This window comes from Cellulomonas sp. PhB150 (genome assembly GCF_003755175.1).
Lineage (GTDB): Bacteria > Actinomycetota > Actinomycetes > Actinomycetales > Cellulomonadaceae > Cellulomonas.
The window spans coordinates 423,037-443,878 of sequence record NZ_RKHX01000001.1 but is presented as its reverse complement, the minus strand read 5'-3'; the positions used below and the strand labels follow the sequence as shown (position 1 = coordinate 443,878).

The window sequence follows — 20,842 nt, the reverse complement described above, 5'->3', positions numbered from 1 at the left end:
GCAGAGCGCGGGTGCGGACGCCGCAGCATCCGCACCCGCGTCGGGCTACGGCGTGACGGTCAGCGGCGTCGCGCCGGCAGTCAGCTGCCAGTCCGGGTTGCTCGCCGAGAACAGCGCCGGGTCCACCGTCTTGTGGGCGGTCACCCAGTCGATCAGCAGCTGGCGGATCTCCACCTGCCGGTTGTAGACGACGGGCGCGCCGACGACGCCGGGGAAGTTGCCGCCCCCGGACTGCCGGTAGTTGTTGATCGCCACGACGAACACCTGGTCGTCGGTCACCGGCGACCCGCCGTAGGCGAGGCCGGTCACCCGGCTGCCGACGGCCTTGGTCAGGTCGACGTCATACGTGAGCGGGGCGTCGAGCCCGCCCATGACGTCGTAGTTGTAGTCCGGCGTCCCGCTGGGTGCGGTGGGCGTCACGGCGTTGGTGAGCTGGTTGGCCGGGTACGTGCCAGGCCCGGCGACGGGCTTGAAGTACTCCGCCGACTTCTCCAGGTACGCCTTGACCTGCGCGCCGGTGAGCTTGATGCCCAGGAGCGTGTTGTCGTAGATGTACAGACCGGCGATGTCGCGCACGGAGACGTCACCGGCGGGGATCGCGGCGTCCTTGTTGAACGGTGCCGCGATGGACAGGACCGGCAGGTCTGCGTCCGCGCCCGTGAGGTCGGTCTTGACGGCCTCGGCCTGCACGTAGTTGATGAAGTCGAGAGCCGCGGTGTCCTCGTACCGTGCTGTCGCCGCCGACATCGCCTGGGTCGAGGTGCCGATCACGCCGTTGACGTAGGTCACGACCTTCTTCTGGTCCGTGGCCAGCAGCTTCACGATCTTCGGGTCCTCCGGGACCGTGCTCGAGCTCAGCACCTTCGAGTCGACCGAGTCGACCGACCAGCGGCCGCGCGCGAAGCTCAGGTCGACGTCGAACACGGTCAGCCGCTCGCCCCACTTGAGCGGCTCGGACAGCACGACCGGCTTGCCGGTCGTCGTGTTGGTGACCACGCGCTTCGCGATCTCCTGGTGGGCGTGACCGACGAGGATCGCGTCGATGTCCGGCACCTGCTGCGCGACGAGCGTCGCGGCGTTCTCGGGGAACGGGAGGGTGTCGCCGTACGACGAGGACGTGTCGGCACCGGAGTGGGCGGCGACCAGCACGACGTCCGCGCCCGCCCGCTTCATCTTCGGCACGTACTTCTTCGCCTGCTCGACGAGCCCGCCGAAGCTGAGCTTGCCCTCGACGTTGGCCTTGTCCCAGATCGCGATGCCGGGGTTCGTCAGCCCGAGGATGCCGACCTTGATCGGCTTGCCGTGCGCGGGCCGGACGGTCTTGATGACGTACGGCTCGAACGCGGGCCGGCCGGTGCCGTCGTCGAGAGCGTTCGCCGCCAGGAGCGGGAAGTCGAGCTGCTTCTCGAACGTGCGCAGGTAGGGGATGCCGTAGTTGAACTCGTGGTTGCCGACCGCGGCGGCGTCGTAGCCGATCGCGTTCATCGCGGCGGCCATGGGGTGCTCGACGGTCCTCGAGATGGGCTGGATCTTGGCGTAGTAGTACGCCAGCGACGTGCCCTGGATCGTGTCGCCCGCGTCGAGGAGCAGCGTGTTGCGCGCGCCCTTCTCGGCGCGGACCTGGTTGACGAGGGTCGAGATCTTCGCGAGGCCCACGTCGTTGTGCGCGCTGTCGTCGTACTCCGCGTTCTTGAAGTAGTCCCAGTTCAGGGCGCTGCCGTGCAGGTCCGTGGTGCCCATGACCGTGAGGTGGTAGTCGCTGGCTGCGCCGTGCCCGTGCCCGTTGCCGTGCCCGTTGCCGTGTCCGTGCCCGCCTGCCATGGCCGGTGTGGCCAGGCCGGCGAGCAGCGCCGTGGCCATGGCCACGCCGCCCGCGGCGACCCTGCCGCGCCCTCGCATGCTGATCCCCATGTCGGAGTCCTCCCGTGATGTCGACGATGCACCGGATTGCGGTGCGCCGCGCACGGTACCCCGATGGGGTGACACGGGCATGGCGAACGGGTGAACCCGCCCGCCGACCAGAAGGCCTCAGCCGACGAGCAGAGGGCGCTCCTCGTGCAGGCGGGGCGCTGGCCCGAGCGACCCGCCGGTCGCGGGCAGACCGGCCGCGACCCAGGCGTGGAACCCGCCCACGACGTCCGTCGAGCGGTGCAGCCCGAGGTCGGCCAGCGCGGCCGCGGCGAGGCTCGAGGTGTAGCCCTCGGAGCAGAGCACGATCACCTGGACGTCGTAGCCGGTCGCGGCGGGGATGCGGTGCGACCCGGCGGGGTCGAGCCGCCACTCGAGGACGTTGCGCTCGATGATCAGAGCCTGCGGTACCTCGCCCTCGACGAGGCGCTGGGCCGCCGGACGGATGTCGACGAGCAGCGCCCCGGCGCGCACCGCGTCCCACGCCTCGCGCGGCTCGAGCCGGTCGAGCCCGGCGCGGGCCTCGGCCAGCACGTCCTCGATGGTCCGCCGCGGCCGCGGGCTCACTTGTCGGTCTCCGGCTCGTCGGTGTCCACCGTGCGGGCCGGGACGAGCCGGCCGTCGGTGGTCGTGGCCCAGTAGGTCATGCGGGTCAGCGGCGGCGAGTACGCGTGGATGCTCACGGCGGGCTCGGTGCCACGGTTGAGGACGTCGTGCAGGTCTCCCGGGTCGACCGTCTGGGTCAGGCCGGCTGCGAAGTCGCGGGGGACGGCCGTGCCGCCGGCGTCCGGGCGGAACTCGGTGAGCGTGCCCGCGGCGATGGTGAAGGCCGCCGCCGAGGCGCCGTGGTCGTGCAGCTCGGTGCCCTGCGAGGGCAGCCAGGTCAGGAGCCAGACGTCGACGCCGTCGGGCGCCTCGAGGCGGGTCCACCAGCGGCCGCTCTCCTGGAACCGGACGAGCGGCTGCCAGAGCTCGGGCTGCGCGGCGATGGAGCGGGTCAGCGCGATGAGCGCATCGACGCCGAGTGACGGGGCCGATGCCGGTGCTGCGGCTGCCGGGCGGGGGGACAGGTCGATGCTCATGGGTCGTGCCTCTCGGATGCGTCTGCGGACCGACGGCGCTCGTCGCAGCGATGTGCCGGGGCGTCGAGGGCTCTGTCGGACGGGCCTGCTTCCCGGCGTGGGCCGGGCGGGGAGTCAGCGCAGCTGACAGCAGGCCGGACAGGAACGCAGCAGGGCGGGGAGCGGCAGTGCGCGGGTCGCGTTCACGGCGTGCTCCTTCCTGGTCCTGAGCGGGCCGCGCGCGGGTAGTCCGGCGAGGCCCGAACAGGGGAGCACGAGGTGGTCCGGCGATCAAGCACCTGGCGGGGAGATCTCAGATCGCGGACGTCCGGGCATCCAGATCCGTCACCACCAGCCCTGCCGCTTCGCCCACCACAGCAGCCCGCCGGACATCGCGAGCATCACGGCCAGCGCGACCGCGAGCGGGACGCCCGTCGTGTGGTCGTTGACGATGAGGTTCATGCCCAGAACCGACGCGAGCGCCGTGATCGGCAGGGTGACCACGGCGATCACCGCGAGCCGCTCCGCGGCGATCGTCATCTTCGTCTCGGTGCGCGCGCGGTAGAACTCGATGACGCCCTGGAGGTAGTCGCGCTCCTCGCCGGCGAGCCCAGCGATCCGCTCGAACTGGTCGACGAGGTCCGCGACCAGGTGGCGGCTCCCGTCGGGCACCGCGCGCGAGATCCCCGTCAGGCGACGGTAGATCTCGGCGGTCTGCGCGGCGATCGTGCGCACCGCGAGGAGTCCGTGGCGCGTGCGGAACATCTCGTCGAGGAACTTCTCCGGGTTGTCGTAGGAGTCCGCGGTGACCCGTCGCTCGAGCTCCCAGACCTCCGCGGTCAGGTCCTCGACGAACGCCTCCATGCGGCGCGTCAGGGTCGAGACGATCGCGTGCGAGATGTCGAACGCTGTCGTCGGGCGCAACCGGCCGGACCGGATCCGCCCGAGCACCTCCCGGGTGTCGCGCAGCGCGACCTCGGGTGCGACCGCCGGGTTCACGGGCCCGTGGACGGTGAGCAGGTACCCCGGCCCGATGACCCGGTCGAGCTCCACGTGGTGGACGTGGCCGCCCCGGCCGCGCTCCGGGGCGTGCAGCACCAGGAGCAGCGCGTCGGGGTACGAGTGCAGCTTCGGCAGCCGGTTGCGCACCCCGAAGTCGTGCACCGCGAGCGGGTGGAGGTCGAACGCCGCCGTGAGCGCGGCCGCTGCCTCGTCGTCCCACGCGGGGACGTCGACCCAGACGAGGCCCTCGCCCGACGAGAGGAGCGCGGGGATGTCGTCGACCGCGACGTCGACGACGCCGTCCGGGGTGATGTGGTGCACGTCCACGGGCCCCATCCTGGCGCTCGCACGCGCCGACCGCTCGGCACCGGGTCCGTCCGGGGCCGAGCGGCCGGTGAGCGGGTCAGCTGGTCAGCGTCCACCTCTGGGCGCCCGACCCGTTGCAGTCCCAGATCTGGACCTGCGTACCGCGGGTCGTGGAGCCCGCGGGGTTGTCCAGGCACCGGTTCGACGCCGGGTTCAGGTAGGACCCGTTGGTCTGCGGGATCCACACCTGCGCGCCTGTGCTGTTGCAGTCGTAGAGCTGCACCTTGGTGCCGTTCGCCGTGCCGCCCGCGGCGATGTCGAGGCACTTGCCCTGCACGCGCAGCGTCGTGCCCGCAGCCACGAAGGTCCACTGCTGGGCGACGCTGCCGTTGCAGTCCCAGACCTGGATCCTGTTGCCGTTCGCCGTGCTGGCCGCGTTGTTGTCGAGGCAGAGCCCGTTCGCGTTGGTGATCGACTTGCCGCCGCCGGTCGGGGGCGGGGTCGTTCCGCCGCCACCGGTGAACGGCTCGATGACGAGGCCGGCCGCGGTGGGCGAGCCGTCGTTGACGAGCGACTCGAAGTTGCCGACGTCGTCGAACGCGAAGGCGTACGCCTTCCCGTCGGCCTGGTTGGCGTGGATGATCCGCGCGTACTGGTTCGTCGGGCTGCTCTTGTAGAACGCCGACGCGTCCGTGCTCGGCTGGGTGTCGACCGTTCCGAGCGTGCCGCGGTTGAGCGCGGCGCACAGGGTGCGGGCGATCGGGCCGACGACGGCGTCGTTCGGTGCGCCCAGCGCGCCGTCGCAGCCCCACACGTCGGCGCTGCTGGGCCGGTTGAACGAGGCCACCTGGGTGCCCGCGCTGTTGGTGAACCTCATGACCGTCCCCGACGTCCGGCCGAAGTACTTCGTGTTCGGCTGGTCCGTGAACGGGACGACCGTGAGTGTCTTGGAGTCGTAGGCGCCCCAGGCCGACGCGATGTACGAGTCGAGGTACGTCGTGCTGAACAGGCCCGCCCCCGCGGCCTTGCCCGGGGCGAGGACCCGCAGAACGGTCCCGTCGGACCGCTTGACCACGGTGTTCGCCCACCCGGGCTGCGCGGCGATGCCGTTGATCACGGCGTCGCGGCCGTTGGCGACGAGGTCGCCGGTCCGCTTGGTTCCCGACGCGCCCGTCACGGTGACCGCGTGCGGCACCGCGAACATGTCGACCTGCGAGCTGTTCAGCCACAGGCCGGCGTCGTTGTAGGTGAACTCGCTCCAGTCGAACAGGATGTCGTGGTTGGCGTCGCCGGACGCCCACGGCGCCGGCTGGACGAGCCCGTCGGGCGTGAGGAAGAACCTGAGCTTCGACCCGAGCGAGAAGTAGATCCGCCCCGAGATCCCGCGCGGCACCTGGATCGTCGTCGAGGACCCGCTTCTCGGTCCGCCGATCGCGACGTCAGGGGCGGGCGACGGCGGGAGCGAACCCGCCGGCCACGCGGTGAACGTGCCGCCCGCGTTGACGTACCCGAGCTTGCCGGTCGCCAGGTTGGTGCCCAGGACGTACAGGTACACGGCCTCTCCGCGCCCGCTCGAGTTCGTGACCGTGACGGGCAACCTGTCGGGGCCGACCGCCTGGGCCGGTGCCGCGGCGACGAGCGCCGCGGTCGCCGCGATCGCCAGCGCGCTGAGCGCGCCGAGCATGCGTCTGCTGGTCCTCATTGACCTGCTCCTTCGTGGGTGGGGTGGGGGACGTCAGGCGTGCAGGGTCCAGCGCTGCGCGGCCGACCCGTTGCAGTCCCAGATCTGGACCTGCGTGCCGCGGGTCGTCGAGCCCGCGGGGTCGTCGAGGCACCGGTTCGAGGCGGGGTTGTAGTACGAGCCGTTCGACTGCGGGATCCACACCTGCGCGCCCGTGCTGTTGCAGTCGTAGAGCTGCACCTTGGTGCCGTTCGCCGTGCCGCCCCCGGTGATGTCGAGGCACTTGCCCTGGACGTGCAGCGTCGTGCCTGCCTGCACGAAGGTCCAGTGCTGGGCGACGCTGCCGTTGCAGTCCCAGATCTGGACCTTGTTGCCGTTCGCCGTGCTCGCCGCGTCGTTGTCGAGGCACAGGCCGTTCGCCTGGGTGATCGACTTCCCACCGCCGGCCGGCGGGGGAGTCGTCCCGCCGCCGGTCGTGGAGGCGCTCACGTAGTCGACGACCATCGGCACGCCCGACTGCGTCGCCGCGGTCGGCCCGCCGCCGAAGGCCGCGGGGAAGCCGCCACCGATCGCGACGTCGAGAATCATGAAGAAGCCGTGGTGCGTGGCGTTGTTCCACGTCGTCGCGTCGACCTGGTTCGCGCTGATCGTGAAGAAGTTGCTGCCGTCGACGTACCAGCGGATCCGCTCGGGGGAGACGCTGCGGTCCAGCTCCATCGCGTAGGTGTGGAACCCGGTCTGGCAGCCGCCGCACGCACGCTGCCCGCTGCCGAGGCCCGAGGTCTCGTTGCACGGGCCGCCCGGGGAGACGCCGCAGTGCAGGGTCGCGAACTCCGAGCTCAATCCGTTGATGTCCTCCATGATGTCGATCTCGCCGATGCCCGGCCAACCGCTCGCGCCGGTCCCGCGCGCCGCCGCACCGAGGGACCAGAACGCCGGCCAGTACCCGGCGGCCGCGGCCCCGCTGACGTTCGGCTGCTGCAGCGACGCCTCGAACCGGAGCTTGCCGCCGGCGGGTGCGGCGAAGTCGGTGCGCTGGGTCTCGACCCGCCCGCTCGTCCACCGCCCGGCGCCGTCGCGGATCGGCTTGATGACCAGGTGCCCCGAGCCGTCCTGGTAGACGTTCGCGGTGCTGCTGGTCATCGTCTCGATCTCACCCGTGCCCCACCCGGCCGCTCCGCCGGGGTAGCCGGTGCCGATGTCGTAGAGCCAGCGGCCGGTGTTGAGGCCCGTGTTCGCGGCGCCGGTGAAGTCGTCGGCGAACACCTGCGTCCAGCCGGACGGCGGCGCGGGGACGGCCGCGGAGGCGCTGGTCGCGCTGGTGGCGCCGATGACGGCGAGCGTGGCGAGGCCCGCGAGGGCCAGGGACGCGCGACGACGGGAACGGGAGACTCGGAGCATGGCTCTACCTCTTTCCGGGGATGGACGACGAGTGCCCGAGCGTCCGGGTGCGGGCGCGGCGCGGCCGGTCGTCGCACGACGACGGGCCCGCACGGGCGGTGACGCGCGGCCAGGGGTTCGGCCGGCGCGGGACGGCACGACGAGACGTGCGGCTCACTGCCTCCGGCAGCGCAGGACAGGGTCGGCGAGGCTGATCAGCTCGCGCGCCTGGGCCGCGAACCAGTGCCCGGCGGCCGGGTCGGCGCTCCCGCGCTCGGGGTCGATCGGCCCACCCGTGCCGCGGAAGCACTCGCCGTCGGACTCCCCGGGCACCTTGATCCACAGGTACGCGTCGGCGAGCTCGCTGCCGGTGCGGGTCGTCGGGCGGACCCCGAGGCCGCGTCCGGGCGGGTTGCACCACGTCTCGGCGTCGGTGTACCTCCCGGCGGGCGCGGTCCACGCGCCCTGGCCGTTCCGGCTGGTGTCGACGACGAAGTGCGTGGACGGACGGACTCCGCCCAGGACCAGGTCGTAGCGCGAGTTGATCCCGGCCGTGTTGAGCGTCGGGTCCGTCGCGGTGTCGCTCCACACGCCGGTGTTCCGCAGCGAGACCCCGGTCCAGTCGTTGGCCGGGCCGCCGCTCCAGTACTGGTGCCCGCACCCGGCGAAGTCGCCGGGGGACACCTGCGTGACGTAGGCGATGCACGACGAGATCCAGGTGCCGTACTGCACGTCGTTCTGCGTGTGCTCGTAGTTCGACACGTTGAGGAAGAAGCCGTCCGCGCGCTGCACGCCGGCCTTGATCAGCCGGTCCGCGGACTCGCTGGCAGGCAGCCACGAGGGACCGGTGCCGTCCAGGTAGACCACGGTGCCTGGCCGGGCCTTGAGCGCGTCGACGGCGTAGTTGAGCACCTCGAACCGCTGGGCGACCGCCGTCGCGGGGTCGAGCGAGGCGGGCCGGCAGCTCTCCGCGACGCCGTCGAGCGTGGTGTACCAGGGGATGACGCCCAGGCCGTCGGGCTCCAGGACCACGACTGCCTTCCTCGAGCCGATGCCCGCGGCGAACGCGTCGATCCAGGCCTTGTACGCGGCCACGTCGGCCGCCCCGCCGGCCGAGTAGAGCGCGCAGTCCCTGAACGGCACGTCGTACGCGACGAGCACCGGCACCTGCCGTCCGGCGCGCGTCACGAGCGACCGCACGTCCTTCTTCACCTGCGCCGGCGTCCCGCCCGTGAACCACGTGGCGCTCGGGATCGAGGCGAGCAGCCGCGCGTCCCGCTTCGCCTGGCCGTGCAGGGACCGAGCCGCCTGCGCGGTCGAGCTGGCAGGGTCGACGTAGAACCGCACGCCCGGGTGCAGGACGTCGTTCGCGGCCCACGCGGACGTGCCGCCGAGCCCGACGACGAGCACGCACGCGGCCAGCGCCGCGAGGATCCTGCTGGAACGGCGGTGTGCGGCCATGGCGGCTACTCCTCGGGTGCTGTCCGCGCGACGCTGCGCGGGCGGGGCGAAACTGGAAGCGCTTCCAGTTGCTCCCGGCCATAGTGGTCGCTGACCCCTCGGGCGTCAAGACCCGACATTTCCGACCGGTCAGTCAGTGACCGGCGTCGGCGCGGAGCCCCGGACCACGAGGTGCGTCGGCACGATGAGCGGGCTGGGCCGCTCGCCCCCGATGAGCCGGACCAGCATCTTGGCCATCTCCTGGCCGAGCGCCTGGATCGGCTGGTGGATCGTCGTCAGGTCCGGTGCCGTCTGCGCCGCGATCGTCAGGTCGTCGAACCCGACGACGGCGACGTCGTCAGGGACCGAGCGACCGGCAGCCCGCAGCGCCCCGAGCGCGCCGGCCGCCATGTTGTCCGAGCCTGCGAACACCGCGTCGAGGTCGGGATGGCGATCGAGCAGGCGCGCCATGGCCAGCGCGCCGCCGTGGGGTGTGAAGTCGGCGGTGGCGATCCGCGAGGGGTCGAGCCCGGCGACCGCCATCGCGTCCGTGAACCCCCGGTGGCGGTCGACCGTGGACTGCAGGTCCATCGGCCCGGCGATCATCGCGATGCGTCGTCGACCGAGCGCGACGAGGTGCTCGGTCGCGAGCCGCCCGCCGCCGCGGTTGTCGGCGTCGACGTACCAGGACGGCTCGGCGCCGAGCGGGCGTCCGCAGAACACCACCGGCAGGTCGGTCATGTGCGCGACCGCCCCGAGCCAGTCGTCGCCCCCCGGGGCGATGACCAGGAACCCGTCGGACCGGCGCGAGCGCAGCGTGCGCTTGAGCCGGTCCCGGCCCTGGGCGGACGCCGCGAGCATCAGGGTGAGGTCGAGGTCGGCGCGGTCGAGCTCCGCCGCGACACCCAGGATGATCTGGGCGTAGAAGGGGTCGACGAACAGCGCGGGGTCGTCGTTGGCGACGGCCAGCACGACGGCGCCAGCGTGGCTGGTCGCCAGGGCGCGGGCGGTCGCGTTGGGGACGTAACCCAGGTCGCGGACGGCCTTGAGCACGGCGTCGCGCTTGGCCCGGCTGACGTTGGGGCCGTTGTTCACCGCGCGGGACGCCGCCGACCGGGACACGCCGGCGTGGAGAGCGACCTCGTCGAGGGTCGGCTGCCGTCGGGGCGGTTCCATCGCGGGCGGGTGCCTTCCTCGGTGCAGGGGTGAGCCCTCACGGTAGTGCGGGGGGCGTGCTCGTCGGCCCGACCCGGCGCGGGTGAAGTCTGCGGCTACGGTGGGCGCAGGTGGATCGAGGTCGGCTCCGTGCCGTCGAAGGAGCGTGCCCGTGCCCGACGAGAGACCGACCAGACGACCGGGGCGAGCCCGGCTCGAGGAGCTGGACTGGCAGCAGACCGCGATCGGCGCGATCAGCCTGCGTCGACGGGTCGAGCCGACGACCGGCCGCGAGGTCCACGAGGTCAAGATCGACGACGACTTCCTCATGTCCAGCCTGTTCGTCGATGCCGAGGTCGCGCTGGCCGACATGGGCCTCGACCGGCTGGCCGACCGCAGCGACCTCGTGGTCGTCGTCGGCGGGCTGGGTCTCGGCTACACCGCCCGGGCCGTCCTCGACCACGCCAACGTCGCGGCGCTCGTCGTGGTCGACTTCCTCGCACCCGTCATCGACTGGCACCGACGCGGGCTGGTCCCGCTGGGTGCGGGCCTCGTCGGCGACCCGCGCTGCCGCCTCGTCCAGGGCGACTTCTTCGCGCTGGCCGCGGCCGAGCAGGGCTTCGACCTCGGTCAGCCGCAGCGGCTCGTCGACGCGATCCTCGTCGACATCGACCACTCGCCCCGGCACCTGCTCGCGCCGCAGAACGCGCCGTTCTACACCGCGGACGGCCTGCGCAGGCTCCGGGGCCAGCTGACGCCGGGGGGCGTGTTCGCGCTGTGGTCGAACGACCCACCGGACGACGAGTTCCTCGCGACCCTGTCCGAGGTGTTCGACGACACCGCGGCCCACGTCGTGTCGTTCGACAACCCGCTGCAGGACCGGGACGCCACGAACACGGTCTACGTGGCGAGCGCCTGACTCAGCCGTCGAGGCGCTCGGCGACGTCCGCGGGGAACCCGCCCGTGGCGATCGGTCCCCAGCGCGTAGGCGTGATCCGGATCAGCGACTTGCCCTGCACCCGCATCGCGGCGCGGTACTCGTCCCAGTCCGGGTGCTCGCCGGCGATGCACCGGTAGTAGTCGACGAGCGCGTCCTCTGCCGCGGGCATGTGCAGCACCTCGGCGTCGCCGTCGAGCTGCACCCACGCGCCGCCGAAGTCGTCCGACAGCACGCACACGCTCACCCGCGCGTCCCGCTCGGCGTTGAGGGTCTTCGCGCGGCCGGGGTAGGTGGAGACCACCAGCCGGCCGTGCTCGTCGACCCCACCGCTGACCGGCGAGACCTGCGGCCGGCCGTCCTGCCGTGTGGTGACCAGGACGAAGTGGTGCCGGTCGCGGACGAACGCGAGCAGCTCGGGCAGGTCGACGGTGCGCGTGGTCGCGACGGTGCGGGGCATGGCACCCACGGTAGGCCGATCAGCCGTGGTGGGGGGTGCCGGTGATGATCGCGCGCAGCTGCTCGACCGGGAGCTTGGGCACCCGGTCCGCCGTGACGAGACCGTTGGTCTCCTGGAGCGTGTCCGCGAGCTGGGTGTAGCAGAAGCCCGCGAGCACCTGGCTGGCGTGGACGGCGTCGAGCAGCCCGCGCAGGCGCGCACCGAAGTCGGCCGGGCTCGACGCCGCGGAGTAGCCCCACGCGTCGTCGACGGCGTCGACGTCGAACGAGATGCCGCCGAACTCGGTGAGCATCACGGGGGCGTCCCCGATGTCCCCGCTGAGCACCAGCTGCCGTCCGGCGGGACCGATCCCCGCGACCATCGCGTCGATCGCGGCCCGGTCGTGGTAGCGCGCGGCGACGACCGCGGGGTCGGCCGCGTAGTCGTGGATCGCGACGATGTCGGTGTCCACCTGCTCCCAGCCGTCGTTCGACACGACCGGGCGCGTCGGGTCGAGCGCCTTGGTCAGGTCCACGAGCGCCCGGGCGTAGTGCTGCATGCGCGGCACGCGCGCGATGTGCTGCACGCCCCAGCTCTCGTTCAGCGGGACCCAGGTGACGATGCTCGGGTGGGAGAAGTCGCGGTGCACGATCGCGAGCCACTCGCTGACCGTGCGCTCGACCGACAGGGTCGAGTAGGTGAAGCTCGCCGGCGCCTCGCCCCAGACGAGCAGGCCGAGCCGGTCGGTCCAGTACAGGAACCGCGGGTCCTCGAACTTCTGGTGGACGCGCGTCGCGTTAAACCCGAGGTCCTTGATGAGCTGCGCCTCGGCGCGCAGGGCGTCGGCCGACGGCGCGGCGAGGTGCGACTGCGGCCAGTAGCCCTGGTTCAGCACCGACCGGACCGGGTAGGGCCGGTCGTTGAGCAGGAAGCGCCCGCGTGCGACGTGCGCCGTGCGGAGGCCGACGTAGGAGGAGGCGCGGTCGTCACCGACGTCGAGGAGCGCGTCGACCAGGTGGGGGTGCTCGGGGGACCAGAGCAGCTCCTCGTACGCCTGGCCGTTGGTCAACGCGGGAACGGTCAGGACGATGGTCACGTCGGCGGCCGTCGCCACGGTCGAGGCATCGGCGAGGTGGGTCCCGCCGTGGGTGAGCGTGATGCGCACCGGCACCGGTTCGACGGGGGCCGACGTCAGGCGCAGCTCGGCGGTCACCGTCGCCGCGTCCGGCGCCACGGTCCAGTGCACCGAGTCGATGCCCACGGCGGGCACCGACTCGAGCCAGACGGGCTGCCAGATGCCGCTCGTGCGGTGGTACCAGATGACGTGCGGCTGCTCGCGCCAGTCCTGCTTGCCGCGGGGCTGCGCCACGTCGTGGGGGTCGTCCTCCGTGCGGACCACGACGACGCTCTCGTCGCCCTCGAGCACGTCCGTGACGTCGAACGAGAACGGCGTGTGGCCGCCCTCGTGGGTGCCGACGAGGTGCCCGTCGACCCACACGTGGCAGCGGAAGTCGACGGCGCCGAACCGCAGCACCAGGCGGCCACCAGGGGCGTGGCCGGCCGCGGCGCGGTCCGCGGCGGACAGCGTCCGGCGGTACCAGGCCACGTGGTGGTAGCCCGTGTCGCCGACCCCCGAGGCGGGCGACTCCGGCGGGTACGGGACGACGATCTCGACGTCCTGCTCTGGCCAGTCGAGCCACCACCGCTCGCGCAGGCCCCGGTCGGAGTCGTCGAAGGTGAATCGCCACGGGCCAGTCAGATCGACCCAGCGGGCCCGGACGAGCTGGGGCCGCGGGTACGTCCCGTCCTGGGTGCTGGCAACGGGGCGCGCGTGGTCGTCGTCGATCATGGCCTCAGCATGACCGAAGATTCCAGCGCTGTAAATGCCAAGTCAGCGGGCGGGCGCGCTCTCGCGCACGACGAGGCGGTGCGAGACCGTCTCGTGCCGCCCCATCCCCTCGTAGCCGTCGATCCGCTCGAGCAGGAGCGTCAGGGCGCGCTCGGCGAGCGCCTCGAGGTCGGGAGAGACGGTCGTGAGGCTGGGGAAGGTCACGGCGCTGAGTCTGATGTCGTCCCAGCCGGTCACCGCGACGTCCTGGGGGACGCGGACACCGCGCTCCTGGAGCGCGCGGAGGGTGCCGATTGCGGCGAGGTCGTCGCGGCAGACGAGCGCGTCGACGTCCAGGCCGGCGTCGAGCGCGGCGCCCACGGCCCGGACGGCGCCGGCCGCCGAGATCTCGTCGGTCGCGATGAGCAGCCCAGGCTCGGGTGCCATCCGGTGCTCCTCGAGCGCCTGCTGGTACCCGGCGATGCGCTGGCGGGACGTCTCGGTCAGCCCGGAGCTCTCGTGCCCGACGAAGCCCACCCGGCGGCGCCCACCTGCGAGTACGTGAGCCGTGACCTCGCGGGCGGCCGTCACGTTCTCGATCATCACGCGGTCCATGGTCAGCGGGGCCGCCGTCTCGCCGAGCAGCACGATCGGCAGCTCCGTGCGATGCCGAGCGACCTCCGTCGAGCTCATCACGCTCGGCTGGAACAGGACGCCGTCGACGAGTCCCTGCTCCGAGTTGGCGACGAGAGAGCGCTCGCCCTCGAGCGTCCCCTCGGTCTCCTTGATCAGCACCTGGTAGTCGTGCTCGAGCGCGATCCGGGACACGACGCGGGACAGCTCGGCGAAGTACGGGATGCTCACGTCGCTGAACGCGAGGGCAACGAGCCCGGTGCGGCCCGTCGCCAGGCGGCGGCCCATCATGTTCGGCCGGTAGCCCAGCTCGTCGATCGCCCGCTGCACGCGCTCGCGCATCTTGTCCGACACGTGCGGGGCGTCGCGCACGACGTTGGAGACGGTCTTCATCGACACGCCTGCGCGCTCGGCGACGTCCTGGAGCCGGACCCGTGCCATCACACCCCTCCTCGAGGCGCTCCCTGCGCCGGGCACACCCTAGCGGCGGGACCCCCGGCGCCCGGCGGGGCCCGCCGGGTCGATCGTCACGACCACTTGACCGTCCGATTCTAGCGCTGTAAATTCCGGACGCAGGGCCGCGGCGATGCGGCCACGGCCGAGCCCCACGGCCGCGTCAGACTCAAAGGAGAGTTCGCATGAGGAAGTCAGTAGCCAGAGGGTTGAGCACCGGGCTCGTCGCCGTCCTCGGTCTCGCCCTGGCGGCATGCTCGGGCTCGGGCTCCGACTCGGGTGGCGGCGGTGGCGCGGTCACCGGTGGCGGCACCTACGACGGGCCGAAGGTCGACATCACGTTCTGGCACGGCTGGACCGGTGGCGCGGCCCCCACGCTCGTGCCGAAGCTCATCGACAAGTTCAACGCCGAGCACGACAACATCGTGGTCAAGGCCGTGCCGCAGGAGTGGGCGGACATCTCCGCGAAGCTGCCGCTGGCGATCAAGGCCGGCAAGGGTCCGGACGTCGCCGTGCTGCACGGCGACGACCTGGCCACCTACGCCGCGCAGAAGCTGCTCCTCAAGGCCGACGACATCGTCGACTCGCTCGGGTACTCCGCGGCCGACTTCCCGCCCGGCGTCTACGACAAGGGCAACTACCAGGGCGCGCAGTACGCCGTGCCCTGGAGCGTGACGCCGCTCGGCCTGTACGTGAACAAGGACGTGCTCGCGAAGGCCTCGCTCACGGACATCCCGACCGACAAGGCGGGCTACGAGGCAGCCCTCAAGGCGCTGAAGGCCGCGGGCGTGCAGGGGGAGTGGGTCGACGGCTACGTCTTCACCGGCACGTTCGAGTTCCAGAGCCTGCTGTGGCAGTTCGGCGGTGACCTCTACAACAAGGACATCACCGAGGCCACGTTCAACTCCGAGGCCGGCGTCAAGGCGCTGACCTGGATGCAGAGCCTGATCGACGACGGCTACAGCCCGGCCAACGTCGCCCAGGACGGCAATATCAAGGCGCTGCTCGCCAACGACACGGCGTTCAACTGGAACGGCGTCTGGCAGACCACGAACACCGCGTTCGACGGCCTGGACTGGGCAGCCGCTCCCGTGCCGCAGATCGGCGACCAGAAGGCCGTGTGGTCCAGCTCGACGCACTGGGTGTTCCCCGCGAACAAGGGGCAGAACGCCGACAAGACCGCGGCCGCCGCGACCTTCGTGAAGTGGATGAACGACAACTCGGCCGGCTGGGCCGAGACGGGTGAGCTGCCGGGCGCCAACACGGTGCGCGACGACCCGTCGCTCGTGGCGAAGTACCCGAACCTCAAGCCGTTCATCGACGAGCTGCCGTACGCGCACTACGAGACGGTCTCGCCGGGCATCAACGAGGCCAACGCCCTGGTCACCACGGCGATCAACGAGGCGCTGACCGGGAAGAAGACCCCGCAGGCCGCGCTCGACGACGCCAAGGCCAAGGCGGACAAGATCCTCGAGCAGAACCGCGCCAAGTACGGTGACTGACTCCGCCACAGCGGTGTCCGCCTCCCCCCGGCGCGCGAGCGCCGGGGGGAGCAGTCCTCGCGCGGGGACCAAGGCACGCCGCCGGCGCAGGACGCTCGTCGCGTACCTGTTCCTGGCGCCGTTCCTGGTCCTGTTCGGAGGGTTCGTCCTGGCGCCCGCCGTGTACGGGCTGTGGATCAGCTTCACCGACTGGAGCCCGTTCCGGGACGTGCAGCACTTCATCGGGCTGCAGAACTACGCGGACCTGTTCACCCCCGGGTCGACGACGTCCGCCGACTTCTGGGGCTCGATGAAGGCGACCGCGATCTTCGTGGTCGCGAGCGTGCCGTTCCTCGTCGTGGTGCCGTTGCTCGTCGCCGTCCTGCTCAACCAGAAGCTGCGCGCCGCGAGCACGTTCCGCACCATCTTCTTCGCGCCCTACGTGCTGGGCGTCGCCGTGGTCGGGCTGATCTGGGGCTACGTGCTGGACACCCAGTCCGGCATCCTCAACCACCTGCTGAACGCCGTCGGCATCCGTGGCGACATCCCGTGGACCGTGGACGTGCCGTGGGCGTGGGTGTCACTCGTCGGGGTCACCGTCTGGTGGACCTCGGGGCTCAATACCGTGATCTTCCTGGCCGGCCTCAAGGGCATCAACTCCGAGCTGTACGAGGCGGCGTCGCTGGACGGCGCCGGCCCGTTCCGGTCGTTCACGAACGTGACCCTGCCCGGCCTGCGCCCCGTGATGCTGTTCATCACGACGACCACCGTGCTCGCCTCGGCCAACATGTTCGGTCAGTCGTACCTGCTGACCACCGGTGGCCCGGGCAACGAGACGCGCACGGTGATCATGTACATCGCCGACCAGGGCCTGTCCCAGAACAACATGGCTCCCGCCGCAGCGATGAGCTACGTGCTGTTCGCGTTCCTCGCGGTCGTGAGCATCGTGAACTTCCGCCTGCAGCGCGAGCGCGTGGAGAAGAGGAGAACCCGATGACGGCGACCGTCGCCGACGTCCGCCGCCGTCCGTCGACGCGCCGGATCACCGCCCGCGCGGTCCTGTACGCGCTGCTGATCGTGCTCGCGCTGATCGTCGTGCTCCCGCTCGTCTGGATGGTGCTCACCTCCTTCAAGACCGACGCGGACGCGATCCGGCACCCGTACTCGCTGCCGAGCCCGTTCTCGCTCGACGCGTACCGCAACCTGGCCAGCGGGCAGCAGCCGATCCTGCGCTGGCTGTGGAACTCGTTCTCCGCCGCGGCACTCCAGACGATCCTCATCCTGGTGACAGCGTCCATGGGCGCCTACGCGCTCGCGCGCATGGAGTTCGCAGGCAAGAAGGTCGTGTTCGGCCTGATCATCTCGACGCTGCTCGTCCCCCCGGTCGTCTTCCTCATCCCGAACTACCTGATCGTCCAGAACCTCGGCTGGCTGGACACACTGCTCGCGATCACCGTGCCGGGAGCCGCGGGGGCCTTCGGGATCTTCTTCCTGCGGCAGTTCTTCGTCGGGCTCCCGCTGGAGATCGAGGAGGCCGCACGCATCGACGGCGCGGGGGACTTCCGGATCTTCGTGCAGATCGTCCTGCCGCTCGCGCGGCCCGCGCTCGCGACGCTCGCGGTGCTCTCGTTCCTCAACAACTGGAACGACTTCCTCTGGCCCGTCTACGTGCTGCTGTCGCCGGAGCACATGACCCTCCAGCCCGGCCTGTCGATGCTGCAGGGCGCCTACCGCACGCACTTCGCGATCGTCATGGCCGGCGCGGTCGTCGCCTCCGTGCCGGTGCTGGCGGTCTTCGCGGTCGCGCAGCGGCAGATCGTCGACTCGGTGACGGGCGCGGCGGTGAAGGGGTGAGGCCCCGCGCGGTGCTGCTGCTCGCCGCGGCTGTCGTCGGCCTGGCGGCCTGCAGCTCCGGACCTGACGGGCCGGCACCCAGCGCGACAACGGCGTCCGCGGCCCCTGGCGCGCCCCTGATCGACGAGGACTTCCCCGATCCCGACGTCGTCGCGGTCGACGACACCTGGCTCGCGTTCGCCACCGGCACCTCGGGCCTCAACATCCGCGTCGCCCAGAGCCCGGACCTGGCGGGCTGGACCGTCGAGCGCCGCGACGCGCTGCCCGTGCTCCCGGCGTGGGCGTCCGCGGGGCGTACCTGGGCGCCGGACGTCTCGCAGCGCGCCGACGGCACCTGGGTCATGTACATGACCGCCCAGGACACCGACTCGGGCCGCCAGTGCATCGGCGTCGCGACGAGCGCCGAGGCGGACGGCACCTACGGCCCGGCGGGAGACGACCCGCTCGTGTGCCCGGTCGACGCAGGGGGAGCCATCGACCCGAGCACGTTCACCGACGACGACGGCGCGCGCTACCTGCTGTGGAAGACCGACGGCAACTGCTGCGGCCTGGACACGTGGATCGAGATCTCGCGACTGAGCGATGACGGCCTCTCGCTGGTCGGGGAGCCCGCACGCCTGCTCAAGCAGGGCCAGGCCTGGGAGGGCACGCTCGTCGAGGCGCCGGTCCTCGTGCGGCACGACGACGAGTACGCGCTGCTGTACTCGGCCAACGACTACGGCGGCGACTCCTATGCCACGGGCGTCGCGCGCTCGTCGAGCCTGCTCGGGCCCTACACGAAGCAGCCCGAGCCGCTGCTGTCGACCACCGGCTCGGACGGGCTCTTCCGCGGGCCCGGTGGGCAGGACGTGGTGCGCACCGACGACGGCGACGTCCTGGTGTTCCATGCGTGGGACGAGCTTTACACCTACCGGGCGATGCACAGCGCGCCGCTGACGTGGGGAGAGGACGGCTCGCTACAGGTCGTGCTGCCCGGCACCTAGCCTGCAGCCGGGACCTGGGTGGTCATCACGCAGTTCCCCTTGCCCTTGGAGCGCTGGTACGTGAACCCGAGCTGCTCGTACATGGTCCGCGTCGCGTTGTAGAGGAACGACGCCGAGGTCTTCTTGTCCGGCGGCAGGTCGTGCGGGTACGACTCCACCAGTCCGCCTCCCGACGCGGCGATGAGCGCGAGCGCGCCGCGGACCGCGACAGAGGCCATGCCTCTGCGGCGGTAGTCGCGGTCCACTAACAGGCACGTGATCCGGAAGTCCGGCCTGCGCGGCACGCCTTGCTCCCACTCCTTGCGGTGGTGGATGTTCGCCAGCTCGTCCACCGTCCCGTACTGCGCCCACGCGACCGCGACGTCACCGTCGAAGACCAGCGCCGCGTGCGCGCGACCGGCCTCGACGAGGCGGCGCTTGAACTCGCGGTGGCCGAGCTCGCGGCGCTCCTGCGTCGGGTCGGGGTAGAGGTGGAAGTAGGTGCACCAGCAGCCGCCCCAGACGCCGTTGTGGCGCTCGGCCAGCGCTGCGAACGCCTCCCACGTCGTCGGACTGAGCGGCTCGATCCGAAAGCCGTCGACGACGAGGTCCCGGTCTCCCATCTCGTGAACATAGACCCGCGATGGCAGGCGGGCGAGGACCCGCTGGCCGGCGCCCGACTCGTCCGTCTGAGACGGACCGCAGTCGGGCGCCCGCCGGGCGCCACCTGCGCGCGCAGGTGTTCAGCCGCGGCGTCCAGACGCCGCCGCGTCCCTCACCGCTGGAGCGTCAGCAGCCCCGGTCGGTACGGCAGCAGGCCGTAGTCGCCGCCCGAGCTGGGGGAGCGACCCTGGTAGAGCAGCTGCAGGTTGCACGGGTCGATCGTCATCGTCTGGTCGTTGCTCGCGCGGATCAGCTCGCCGTGGCTGGTGTCGTTCGTCCACGTCGCGCCGCTGTTGGCCTTGCCCGCGAACGGGTTGCCCTCGCTCGCGGCCTGGGGAGTCCAGGACCCGGAGAGGCTGCTCGCGGTGAACGAGCGGAAGTACCGGCCGTTGGCCCCGATCGCCTCGACGATCATCAGGTACTGGTTCTGGCCCTTGACCTTGTAGACCTGCGGAGCCTCGAACAGGTTGTTCGTGCTGTCGCTCATGACGATCGTCGACGACGAGCCGAAGCTGCCCGGGAAGTTCCCGATCGGCATGCTCGCGCGGTAGATCTTCCCGTTGTCGCCGGCGAAGAACAGGTACATGTTCGTGCCGTCGCCGATGACCGTCTGGTCGATCGGGCCCGTCCCCGAGCCGGAGATGCTGCCCGAGAACAGGGTCTGCGGCGCCGACCAGCCGTTGGCGTTCGTCGGGTCGCTGGACGTGCGGTAGGAGAACGCGGTCCCGCCCCACTGGTAGGTCAGCACCCAGATGTTCTTCGGCGCGAAGTAGAACAGCGACGGGGCGACCGTCGCGGAGGACATCGCGTTCTGCGGAGCGGAGCCCATGTCGGACCAGCTCGAGAAGAGACCGAAGCTCATCGAGCCCCACGACGAGCCGTTGTCGTGGGTCGTCGCGTAGACGAGGTGCCTGCCGTTGTACTCGGCCGTGGTGAAGTCCTTGAGGGACGCCCAGCCCGAGCGCGGCGTGGCCAGCGAGCCGGTGGAGCTCCACCGGTACGACGACGGGAGGGTGCACGAGCCCGACGGCGGCGGCGTCGTGGGCGTGGAGCCCCCGACCCGGACGAGCTGCCACTGCTGGTTGCTCCCGTTCCAGTCGGAGTACTGCACGACGTTGGCGCCGTCGGCGGTGGACGCGCCCTGGACCTCGACCGCCTTGCCGCTGTTCCGGCTGATCAGCTGGATGTAGCCGTCGACGTCCTGGATGCTGAACTGCTGGTTCGTGGCGTTGTTGTCGGTCCACTGGATGAGGGCGGCGCCGTCGGCGGTGGACCTGTTGGACACGTCGAGGACCTTGCCCGACAGCCGCGACTTGAGGCGGTAGAAGCCGTTGCCGGAGTCGACGAACTGCCACTGCTGCTGGCTGCCGTCGTTGCGAGCCCACTGCGCGATGCGTGCGCCGTCGTTGGTCGCGAGGTTGTAGACGTCGAGGGCCTTTCCGCTGTTCCGGTTGACCAGGACGTACGAGCCGGTCGTGTCGATGGACGCAGCCGTCGCGGCGGGCGCCGCGAGCGTGGCGACGGCGCCGGTAGCGGCGACCGCCAGTGCCAGGACCAGAGCCGGCAGACGAAGCCTGCCGGGTCGTTGTGCGTGCTTCATGGTTCCCACTCCTTCGGGGGACGCAAGGGTGAGGCGTCGCGTGGACGCCCCACCCTCGC

The 20,842-nt window shown here is 71.4% G+C and carries 18 protein-coding genes; 5 read left to right on the top strand and 13 right to left on the bottom strand.

The genetic code is table 11. The features are described from left to right. Positions 1 to 45: 45 nt before the first annotated feature. The 8 genes from EDF34_RS02110 to EDF34_RS02075 form a co-directional block, all read right to left on the bottom strand. Positions 46 to 1,911, bottom strand: coding sequence for a bifunctional UDP-sugar hydrolase/5'-nucleotidase (locus tag EDF34_RS02110; protein WP_123369714.1), 1,866 nt, complete (start codon positions 1,909 to 1,911; stop codon positions 46 to 48). Between the two features lie 117 nt (positions 1,912 to 2,028). Then, positions 2,029 to 2,475, bottom strand: a complete 447-nt coding sequence (locus EDF34_RS02105) for a rhodanese-like domain-containing protein (protein ID WP_123369713.1) — start codon at positions 2,473 to 2,475, stop codon at positions 2,029 to 2,031. Beyond that, the gene (locus tag EDF34_RS02100) at positions 2,472 to 2,990 is read right to left on the bottom strand and encodes a cysteine dioxygenase family protein (protein ID WP_123369712.1); all 519 of its coding nucleotides are present in this window, start codon (positions 2,988 to 2,990) and stop codon (positions 2,472 to 2,474) included. Before EDF34_RS02100 ends, EDF34_RS02105 begins: the two co-directional genes overlap by 4 nt. A 324-nt stretch (positions 2,991 to 3,314) precedes the next feature. Further along, a complete protein-coding gene (locus EDF34_RS02095; protein ID WP_123369711.1) occupies positions 3,315 to 4,298 on the bottom strand; it encodes a magnesium transporter CorA family protein in 984 nt (327 codons plus the stop codon). Positions 4,299 to 4,374: 76 nt separating this feature from the next. Beyond that, entirely contained in the window at positions 4,375 to 5,979 is a 1,605-nt protein-coding gene (locus EDF34_RS02090) for a beta-1,3-glucanase family protein (protein ID WP_123369710.1), read from the bottom strand. A 33-nt stretch (positions 5,980 to 6,012) separates the two neighbouring features. Continuing rightward, positions 6,013 to 7,359 (bottom strand): ricin-type beta-trefoil lectin domain protein, encoded by a 1,347-nt coding sequence (locus EDF34_RS02085; protein WP_123369709.1) that lies wholly within the window; start codon positions 7,357 to 7,359, stop codon positions 6,013 to 6,015. Positions 7,360 to 7,512: 153 nt separating this feature from the next. Further along, positions 7,513 to 8,799: a glycoside hydrolase family 6 protein gene (locus EDF34_RS02080; RefSeq protein WP_123369708.1), complete on the bottom strand. Its 1,287-nt coding sequence runs from the start codon at positions 8,797 to 8,799 to the stop codon at positions 7,513 to 7,515. 129 nt (positions 8,800 to 8,928) lie between these two features. Beyond that, positions 8,929 to 9,954, bottom strand: a complete 1,026-nt coding sequence (locus EDF34_RS02075) for a LacI family DNA-binding transcriptional regulator (protein ID WP_123369707.1) — start codon at positions 9,952 to 9,954, stop codon at positions 8,929 to 8,931. A gap of 151 nt (positions 9,955 to 10,105) precedes the next feature. On the opposite strand from EDF34_RS02075, the gene EDF34_RS02070 reads away from it, so the two are divergent. Continuing rightward, entirely contained in the window at positions 10,106 to 10,852 is a 747-nt protein-coding gene (locus tag EDF34_RS02070) for a spermidine synthase (protein ID WP_123369706.1), read from the top strand. A gap of 1 nt (position 10,853) precedes the next feature. On the opposite strand, the gene EDF34_RS02065 is transcribed toward EDF34_RS02070, so the two are convergent. The 3 genes from EDF34_RS02065 to EDF34_RS02055 are packed head-to-tail and all read right to left on the bottom strand — an operon-like array spanning position 10,854 to position 14,211. After that, positions 10,854 to 11,330 (bottom strand): PPOX class F420-dependent oxidoreductase, encoded by a 477-nt coding sequence (locus EDF34_RS02065; RefSeq protein ID WP_123369705.1) that lies wholly within the window; start codon positions 11,328 to 11,330, stop codon positions 10,854 to 10,856. 19 nt (positions 11,331 to 11,349) lie between these two features. Continuing rightward, entirely contained in the window at positions 11,350 to 13,158 is a 1,809-nt protein-coding gene (locus EDF34_RS02060; protein ID WP_123369704.1) for a glycoside hydrolase family 2 protein, read from the bottom strand. A gap of 42 nt (positions 13,159 to 13,200) precedes the next feature. After that, the gene (locus EDF34_RS02055; RefSeq protein ID WP_123369703.1) at positions 13,201 to 14,211 is read right to left on the bottom strand and encodes a LacI family DNA-binding transcriptional regulator; all 1,011 of its coding nucleotides are present in this window, start codon (positions 14,209 to 14,211) and stop codon (positions 13,201 to 13,203) included. A gap of 197 nt (positions 14,212 to 14,408) precedes the next feature. On the opposite strand from EDF34_RS02055, the gene EDF34_RS02050 reads away from it, so the two are divergent. Genes EDF34_RS02050 through EDF34_RS02035 form a run of 4 tightly spaced genes read left to right on the top strand, consistent with a single transcriptional unit; the run spans position 14,409 to position 18,541 of the window. Beyond that, complete coding sequence (locus EDF34_RS02050) at positions 14,409 to 15,725, top strand: ABC transporter substrate-binding protein (protein WP_123369702.1); 1,317 nt, start codon at positions 14,409 to 14,411, stop codon at positions 15,723 to 15,725. Beyond that, positions 15,718 to 16,701, top strand: coding sequence for a carbohydrate ABC transporter permease (locus EDF34_RS02045; protein WP_123369701.1), 984 nt, complete (start codon positions 15,718 to 15,720; stop codon positions 16,699 to 16,701). Before EDF34_RS02050 ends, EDF34_RS02045 begins: the two co-directional genes overlap by 8 nt. Next, complete coding sequence (locus EDF34_RS02040) at positions 16,698 to 17,558, top strand: carbohydrate ABC transporter permease (RefSeq protein WP_123369700.1); 861 nt, start codon at positions 16,698 to 16,700, stop codon at positions 17,556 to 17,558. Before EDF34_RS02045 ends, EDF34_RS02040 begins: the two co-directional genes overlap by 4 nt. Then, positions 17,555 to 18,541, top strand: coding sequence for a glycoside hydrolase family 43 protein (locus EDF34_RS02035; protein WP_123369699.1), 987 nt, complete (start codon positions 17,555 to 17,557; stop codon positions 18,539 to 18,541). Before EDF34_RS02040 ends, EDF34_RS02035 begins: the two co-directional genes overlap by 4 nt. Here the strand turns inward: EDF34_RS02035 and EDF34_RS02030 are convergent. After that, positions 18,538 to 19,143, bottom strand: a complete 606-nt coding sequence (locus tag EDF34_RS02030) for a GNAT family N-acetyltransferase (RefSeq protein ID WP_123369698.1) — start codon at positions 19,141 to 19,143, stop codon at positions 18,538 to 18,540. The two genes, EDF34_RS02035 and EDF34_RS02030, sit on opposite strands and share 4 nt — an antisense overlap. Before the next feature lie 152 nt (positions 19,144 to 19,295). After that, on the bottom strand, positions 19,296 to 20,783 hold the full coding sequence (locus tag EDF34_RS02025) for a non-reducing end alpha-L-arabinofuranosidase family hydrolase (protein ID WP_123369697.1): 1,488 nt from the start codon (positions 20,781 to 20,783) through the stop codon (positions 19,296 to 19,298). Positions 20,784 to 20,842: the final 59 nt, after the last annotated feature.